This window comes from Kitasatospora sp. NPDC036755 (assembly GCF_040636595.1).
Classification (GTDB): Bacteria; Actinomycetota; Actinomycetes; order Streptomycetales; family Streptomycetaceae; genus Kitasatospora.
Genome location: NZ_JBEZUT010000058.1, coordinates 25,076 through 33,396 on the forward strand (window position 1 = coordinate 25,076; position 8,321 = coordinate 33,396).

5 protein-coding genes are annotated in these 8,321 nt (G+C 73.1%); 2 read left to right on the plus strand and 3 right to left on the minus strand.

The features are described from left to right. Positions 1 to 72: 72 nt before the first annotated feature. Entirely contained in the window at positions 73 to 3,285 is a 3,213-nt protein-coding gene (locus AB0E96_RS11840) for a hypothetical protein (RefSeq protein ID WP_359821658.1), read from the plus strand. Between the two features lie 136 nt (positions 3,286 to 3,421). On the opposite strand, the gene AB0E96_RS11845 is transcribed toward AB0E96_RS11840, so the two are convergent. Together AB0E96_RS11845 and AB0E96_RS11850 are read right to left on the minus strand one after the other, a co-directional pair. Next, positions 3,422 to 4,960, minus strand: a complete 1,539-nt coding sequence (locus AB0E96_RS11845) for a DEAD/DEAH box helicase (RefSeq protein ID WP_359821661.1) — start codon at positions 4,958 to 4,960, stop codon at positions 3,422 to 3,424. 364 nt (positions 4,961 to 5,324) lie between these two features. Beyond that, entirely contained in the window at positions 5,325 to 5,528 is a 204-nt protein-coding gene (locus tag AB0E96_RS11850) for a cold-shock protein (protein ID WP_045694210.1), read from the minus strand. Positions 5,529 to 6,032: 504 nt separating this feature from the next. Here AB0E96_RS11850 and AB0E96_RS11855 point away from each other — a divergent pair. After that, positions 6,033 to 6,260, plus strand: coding sequence for a hypothetical protein (locus AB0E96_RS11855; RefSeq protein ID WP_359821664.1), 228 nt, complete (start codon positions 6,033 to 6,035; stop codon positions 6,258 to 6,260). Between the two features lie 369 nt (positions 6,261 to 6,629). Here the strand turns inward: AB0E96_RS11855 and AB0E96_RS11860 are convergent. Continuing rightward, a partial coding sequence (locus AB0E96_RS11860; protein WP_359821666.1) for a S8 family serine peptidase occupies positions 6,630 to 8,321 on the minus strand: 1,692 nt, incomplete at its 5' end.

The window sequence follows — 8,321 nt, forward strand, 5'->3', positions numbered from 1 at the left end:
TGTCCCCCCACCACCGGGCCCGAACGAAGACGGCACCGACCGGTCGCGAAACGCGGAAGGCCCGTCCGGGCGGTGCTGCCCCTCCTGCTCGCGCTCGGCCTCGCCGTCGGCTCCTTCGCCGCGCCCGCGGCGGCCCGCGCCAAGGACCGCGTCGAGGACCGCGCCAAGGACCGCGCCGCGCACCCGGCGGTGGCCGGCGCCCCGGCAGCCGGCCCGGCCGACGGCGGCACCAGCCGGCACGGCGGCCGACAGCAGCCGGTGACCCTGGCGAAGACCGGCACGGACCTCGCCACCGGCAGCACCACCCAGGCCGCCCACGGCGACACCGTCCGCTGGGTGGTCTCCGTGACCAACCCCGACGCCGCACCGGTCGGCACCACGGTCACCGACGTGATCCAGGGCGGCCCGGGCAGCACCCCGCAGACCCAGACCTACGTACCCGGTTCGCTCCACGCGCCCCCCGGCTTCACCGAGCAGTGGTCCACCGACGGCGGAACCACCTTCACCGGCACCGACCAGGGCACCGCCACCAACGCCGTCCGGGCGGCCAACCCGGCGCTCAGCGCGCCGGCGACCGGTCAGGTGGTCCCGATCCCGCCGCCGTTCACCCCGGTCAACACGGCCACCGGCGGCGACGGCTTCACCCCCGTCCTGTACACCGCCACCGTCAACGGCTCCCCCACCCCCGAGATCTGGAACATCTACCACCACGGCTTCTCCAACACCGCCAGCGTGGTCTGCACCGACCAGCTCACCAACGGCCCCTGCCCGACCCCGGCCGGTGCCCCCGCGACCTGGCCCCAGGCGCTGAACTCCTCGGTCGCCGGAGCGACCACCGGCGACCTCGGCAGCACCCGGACACCGACCTACGTGCAGATCGGCTCCAAGCTGTACTACGCCGCGATCAGCCGGGTCACCCCCGCCCTGATCGGCGTCGGCTGCATCGACCTCCAGGCCCAGGCGAGCTGCGGTTTCACCGCCCTCCAGAGCGGCACCGGCCTCGCCGTCGGCGGCGTCGTCCAGGCACCCGACCAGCTGATCTACGCCGTCTCCACCACCGGCGAGATCCTCTGCTACGACCCCGCCGCCAACGCCTCCTGCGGCACCTTCGACATCGGCCTGCCCCCCAACGAGGGCCAGACCGCCTTCAGCGGCGACTACGCCGGCATCATGCGGGTCGTCGACGGCAAGATCTACGTCACCGACAACACCCCGGCCCCCCTGCCCACCGTGATGTCCTGCTTCGACCCGTCGACGAAGGCCGCCTGCACCGGCTGGACCACCCCGAAGACCGTGGTCACCCCGACCGGCACCGCCCCCGCCCGGGCCGACAACGTCTTCGAGATGTACGACCCGGCCGGCACCGTCACCGGCGTCTGCACGGCGGTCGGCGGCGTCTACCAGGAGGTCACCCCGCCGGTCGGCTCCGTCGTCTGCTTCGACCTGACGGGCAACCCCATCGCCGCACCTCCCGGCCTCCAGGCCCTCCTCAGCACCAACGCCGCCCCCGGCGAGGCCAACTACCAGGTGCCGCTGACCATCACCGCTCCCAACGGCCACCTCGAGACCGAGTTCCCGCTCTGGATCTACCAGGGCCTGACGCCCACCCTCAACAGCACCGAGTACTGCTACGACTGGGCGGTCCAGGGCCCCTGCGCCCAGTACGGCACCAACGGCATCGTCAACGGCCCGCCCGACGTCAACGGCGGCAACACCAGCCCGTACGGCTTCGCCTACGACGGCCAGTGCAAGTACAGCCTCGGCGACACCGGCTACCTGTTCTCGATCGACCCGGTCACCGGGGCCTCGCCCTGCCTGAAGACCAAGGCCCGGGGCACCGTCGACCCCTCCGCGTACTACTGCGACGGAGCCACCGGGCACGTCCGGTCCTACGGAACCGTCAGCCTGCTCGGCATCGACCCGACGACCGTCGACTTCACCCAGTCCTCGGTGACGGTGCTGGCAGCCGACGGGACCGTCCTCGGCACCTTCCCCTTCGACCCCGCCACCGGAACCGCGGACATCTCCTCCGTCCCGGTCGGCGACCAGCCGATCCAGGTCGTCGCCAACCTCACCCTGATCAGCGGATCGTCCTTCACCCCCGACAACCACCCGCGGATGCAGGTCACCTTCGTCGGCGACGCCCCGCAGATCTGCTTCGAGACCACCGTGGCGACCGACTGCGCCGTCACGGCCGTCACCAACCAGGCGTCCGCCGTCACCGACGGCCAGGCGCCCGTCACCTCCGACACCGTCACGCTCCAGGTGGCCCCCGGCGCCCAGTGCGCGCCGGCGCTGACGATCGCCAAGGAGGTCTGCACCTCCACCAGCGCGGGCGACTGCACCGACGGCGGACCGGGCCCCTGGGCCGCGACCACCACGATCCCCTCCGGCAGCACCGCCTTCTGGCGGATCACCGTCACCAACACCGGCACCGTCCCGGTCACCGGCATCACCCTCACCGACACCGTCACCCCCTCCTGCACCACCGCGGCCGGCACCTTCGACCTCGCGCCGGGCGCCTCCCACCAGGTCTTCTGCGACCTGCCGAACGTCACCCGGACCACCACCAACACCGTCACCGCCACCTTCCCCGGCCCCGGCGGCACACCCGTCACCACACCCCCTGCCGAGGCCACCGTCGACGTGAGCGGCACCGGCACCCCGTCACTGAACGTCGACAAGCAGGTCTGCCGGTCCGACCGCGCGGCCGACTGCGGCGAGGGCGGAGCCGGACCCTGGGGCAAGGAGGCGACCCTCCACAAGGGGAACGCCCCCGAGGATCCGTGCGCCCCGGACAAGTGCCGGGCCTTCTGGCGGATCACCGTCACCAACACCGGCACCGTGGACCTGACCGGCATCACCCTGAACGACTCCCAGGAGCCGGCCTGCGTGGCGGCGGCCGGAACGTTCGACCTGGCCGCGGGGCAGACGAAGACGTTCCACTGCTCCAGCCTGATCGGCGAGGACACCGTCAACACGGTCACCGCCTCCTACGTGCCCCCGGGTTCCCCGCCCGGGACCGCGCCGGTGACCACCCCGCCGTCCTCCGCGCTCGCCCGCTGCGAGCCGCCGTGCGAGCCGGACGAGCCCCACCACCACGGGCCCGGCCACGGCCACGGGCCGCACGACGGCGACCCGTACCTCCAGCAGGGCGCCGGGACGTGGCCGTCCACCGCCTTCACCGACCTCCCCTACCTCACCCACCTCACCACCGACCCGACGCTCCCCGAGCTCGACTGGCTGCTGCCCCTCCTGGTCCGCGCGGGCGGCGCGACGGGGTGACCCAGGAGCCGTCCCGACGGGCCCGGGGGTGACGGCCGGAGAAGGCCCCCTTCCCCGGCCGCCACCGGCTCCGGCGCCCGTCGGTCGGGCCGCGCGGGGAGCCGGACGGCACCCGCGCGGCCGAACCTCGTCGGGTTCAGGGGCGTCGTCGGGCCGGCTGGTGTCCACGGTGACCGCTCGGCTCGTGGCGCGCCTGGGTGTCGCGACCGGAGGCGGCCCGGGTGGCGCCGGCGGTGTGGGCGGGGCGACCACGGCGGGCACGGCTCGCGGACGGGCCGCGGCGCGGCCGTTCGACGACGGGGTCGGGAATCACGGTGGGGACGCCGGTGGGCACACGGGCTCCGGTGATGCGCACCAGGTCCTCGCCGCCGGAGCTGACCCTGGTGGTGACCGGGGTGATGGCGGCCGTCGCCATCAGGCGGGCCATCGCCCGGCGCTGCTGGGGCAGCACCAGCGTGACGACGGTGCCGGACTCACCGGCCCGGGCGGTGCGGCCGCCCCGGTGGAGGTAGTCCTTGTGGTCGGTCGGCGGGTCCAGGTTGACGACCAGGTCGAGCCCGTCGACGTGGATGCCCCGGGCGGCGACGTTGGTCGCGATCAACGCGGTCACCTGGCCGCTGTGGAACTGCTCCAGGGTGCGGGTGCGCTGGGGCTGGGACTTGCCACCGTGCAGGGCCGCGGCCTTCACCCCGTTCGCGAGCAGGTCCGCCACCAGGCGGTCCGCGCCGTCCTTGGTGTCGATGAACATGATCACCCTGCCGTCGCGGGACGCGATGCGGGCGATCGTGGCGTTCTTGTCGAAGCTCTGCACCTGCAGGACGTGGTGCTCCATGGTGCTCACCGCTCCCGCGGACGGATCCACCGAGTGGGTGACGGGGTCCTGGAGGAAGCGCCGCACCAGCCGGTCGACGTTGCGGTCCAGGGTGGCGGAGAACAGCATCGTCTGGCAGCCGTCGGAGACCTGCTCGAGGAGCTCGGTGACCTGCGGCAGGAAGCCCATGTCGGCCATCTGGTCGGCCTCGTCGAGCACCGTGATGCCGACCTCGTCCAGCCGGCAGGAGCCGCGCTGGATCAGGTCCTTGAGCCGGCCGGGCGTGGCCACCACGACCTCCGCCCCGCGGTTCAGCACCCACGCCTGGCGGCCGATCGGCATTCCGCCCACCGCGGTCGCCATCCTCAGGCGCAGCGCGTGGGCGTAGGGGGTGAGGGCCTCGGTGACCTGCTGCGCGAGCTCGCGGGTGGGGACCAGCACCAGGGCCAGCGGACGGCGCGGCTCGGCCCTGCGCCCGGCGGTGCGGGCCAGTACGGCGAGGCCGAACGCGATGGTCTTGCCGGAGCCGGTGCGGCCGCGGCCGAGCACGTCGCGCCCGGCCAGCGAGTTCGGCAGCGTCGCGGCCTGGATCGGGAACGGCACGGTGACGCCCTGGCGGGTCAGCACCGACAGCAGTGCCTTCGGCATGTCCAGCTCGTCGAAGGACTCGACGGCCGGCAGCGCCGGGGTGGTGCTCACCGGCATCGCGAACTCGCCCTGGACGGAGCGCCCCTGAGCGGGGCGGCCGGAGGTACGTCGTCCTCCGGAGGGCCGGGCCCCGTAGGAGGAGCCGGCGCCGGAGCGGGGGCCCGCGGCGGAGCGGGAGTCGGTGTTCTGGTACGAGGAGCGACCGGAGCGGCTCATGCGGGGAAACCTTCCTCGGGGCGGCACGTCGCGAGGAGGGTTCCGCGGCGGAGTGCCGGCGGAGACCGCGAGGAAACGGGCCGAAAGTGGCGGGTGGGGCGGGCACGGCGGAACCGTGCGGCACCTCGGGTACGGTCGGCCCTCACCGCACAGCGCGGGAGCGAGAACCTCGAACCGTGAGCTGTCACGACAGGACGCCGGTCCGGGGACGCGACGCCGCGCGTCCCGCACGGGGACGGGCGCCGGTGGCGGTCAGGGGCCTGCACGGCGGCGGGACGCACCGTGCCGCAACGCCGAGGGGCCCGCACCGGGCGTGTGCGCGGTGCGGGCCCCTCGCTGCTTGGCGGGTGCCGTGGCAGAAGAATTACAGCGGGCGAATGTTCTCGGCCTGCGGGCCCTTCTGACCCTGCGTGACGTCGAACTCGACCTTCTGGCCCTCGAGCAGCTCACGGAAGCCGTTGGCGTTGATGTTCGAGTAGTGGGCGAAGACGTCCGGGCCGCCACCCTCCTGCTCGATGAAGCCGAAGCCCTTTTCCGAGTTGAACCACTTCACGGTGCCATTAGCCATTAAGAAATCTCCTTCAAGAGGCTGTCCGAAGCGCACACAGCGCACGCCTCGAGTCGCCGCGGGAAGCGCCCACCCGGGAAATGCCGGGAAACAAAAATACGCCTGCGAAACATCAGCAGGCGCACACAAAGTTCATGGGAACCACTACTGCAACTAAAACAACCCTAGCAGGCCCGAGCGCGCCGCGGACGGATATTTCCTCCCCGATTTCCGGGAGGCGCCCCCCGAGGCCCCGGGGCCCGGGCCGCCGCAACCGTCAACGCGCCGCAGGAGCGCGCCAGTTGGCATGGCCGTCCGCCGTCCGGGCCGGCGCCCCGGGCGGGGCGATTCCCGCGGACACGGCCGGCCGTCCGTCGCGGCGGCAGCGCCGCTCAGGCCCTGCGCCCCGCCCACCTGGTGCCGCCCGGCCTCCGCCGGGACCGCACCCGCGACATTGCGACCCGGTTCGAACCCGAGTGCGTCGAAGAGGCTCGCTCCCGGGCTTTCCGGCGCATACTGGAGGCGATGACGAAACCTCCAGCAGTCCGCCGCCCCCTGCCCGGCAGTCCGTTCAAGGCTCCGGCCGAGGTGCCGCGCAAGCAGTTCGCCGCCGGTGACCGGGTCACCCATGACAGGTACGGCCTCGGCCGGGTCCTCGCCGTCGAAGGTGACGGCGACATCGCCGTCCTCGTCGACTTCGGGTCACAACAGGAACGCATCACCCCGCCGTACAGCGCGATGTTCACACTCTGACCTCGGCGCCCCGGCCCCTCGGCCGCCCGCGCCCGGCACGCTGTGTCGGGCGCGGAGTTTCGCGCGCGACGGCGTGCCCTGCCATCGGCCGCGACGGGCGTGCGCCTTCCGGCGCCGTTCACGGGTGCCTCTGTCCGATCGAGGTGAATGCCCACCCCGGGGGACCGGCACCGCACACGTCCTCGCCGGTCGGCGGCCTGGAGCCGGTGGCACCGAGTCGCCCCCGGGGCGTCACGACCGGCTCGCCACACCCTGCGGTCCGGCGCCGTCCGCGCGCGTCCCGGCCTGAACGGAGCCGGTGGAGGGCGGGCGACGGGACCGGCCGCCCGACGCGGCTGGGCGTCGGGCGGCCGGGCGGAGCCGGTGGGATCAGAAGGTGAGGTTCCAGGCGTCGATCGTGCCGGTGTCACCGGCGGCGCCGTCCTTCACCCGGAGCTTCCAGGTGCCGTTCGCCGCGCTCGCGGAGGCGTCGACGGTGTAGGTCTTGGCGACGTTGTCGGTGCTGTCGCCGTTCGGGAAGTCCTCCAGGAGGTAGACCGTGCCGTTCGGGGCGACGAGCGAGAGGACCAGGTCACCGCGGTAGGTGTGCTTGATGTCCACGCCGACCTTGAGCGTCGCGGGCGCGTTGCCGGTGACGCCGGTGACGGCGATCGGGCTCTCCACCGTGGTGTTGTCGGGGATCGCCACGTCGGCGGTGTTCTCGAAGTACTTGCCGGCGGGCGGGGTGGCGCCGCCGACGGCCTTCAGCGCGTCGATCTGGCCCTCGCCGAAGAAGGCGTTGTTAGCGGTGGTGCCGGTGCAGCGGCTGTCGGACGCGGGGCAGGCCAGGTCGTTGGCCTGGCTCGCGAGGCGGGCCCGGATGTCGGCCGGGGTGAGCGAGGGGTTGGCGCTGACGATCAGCGCGGCCACGCCGGCGACGTGCGGGGAGGCCATCGACGTGCCGTTCATGGTGCCGTACTTGCCACCGGGCAGGGTCGAGTAGACGCCGGTGGCGCCGTCGCCGCCGGGCGCCGCGACGTCGATGACGCCCCGGCCGAAGTTCGAGTAGGAGGCCTTGCCGCTGCCGCTGCCCGTGGCAGCGACCGTCACCACACCGGGGAGTTCGGTGGGGATGTCGAGGCAGGCGTTCGTGATGGTCCGGGTGGTCGGGGTGGAGTCGTTGGGGCTCGCGGTGTCGGTGGTCTTGTTGGCCAGGTCGTAGTTGGCGTTGCCGGCCGCCGCGACCTGAAGCGAGCCCTTGCCCTCGGCGTACTCCTGGGCGCGCTTGACGCCCTCGATGAGGGCCGCCTGGTCGAGGTCGTTCGGGCAGTTGAACTGCCACGGGTCGGTGTAGTAGCTGTTGTTGGTGACCTTGAAGCCGTGGTCACCGGACCAGACGAAGCCGCAGATGGTGTTCTCGGCGTAGAACAGGGTGCTGGTCGGCTCGGCGATGCGGACGGAGGCCACCTTCACGCCCGGTGCGACGCCGATGACGCCCTTGCCGTTCTTCGCGGCCGCGATGGTGCCGGCGACGTGGGTGCCGTGGTCGTCCACGGGCCGCCAGGCCCCGGTGCGGGTGTCGGGCTTGCCGTACGCGCAGGAGACCGAGTCGGCGGCGTCGAAGTTCGGCGCGAGGTCCTGGTGCTGGTCGTCCACGCCGGTGTCCAGCACGCCGACCTTGACGGACGGCGAGCCGGTGCTGATGCTCCAGGCCTGGTCGGCCTTGATCTGGGTCATGTCCCAGCGGTTGGACTCGGTGAGCGTGGTGGCCGTCTGGGCGGGGCCGGCGGGCAGCGCCGGACTGTAGGCGTCGGCCGGCACGTCGGTGGTGCGGGTCGCGCCGACCTGCTGGATGCCGGTGACGGTGCGCAGCGCGGCGGCGAAGCCCGCGGTGGTGGAGTGGGCGACGATCACGCCGATCTGGTCGTAACTCGAGAAAACGGTACCGCCGTTGGCGGCGACGGCGGCCTTGGCGGCGGCGACGTCGGCGGGGGCGCTGATCACCAGGTAGGCCCGGGTGCCGGCGGCCCAGCCGGCCGCTGCGCCGGCGACGGCGGGCGCGGCGGCGGCCCGGGCCTCGGG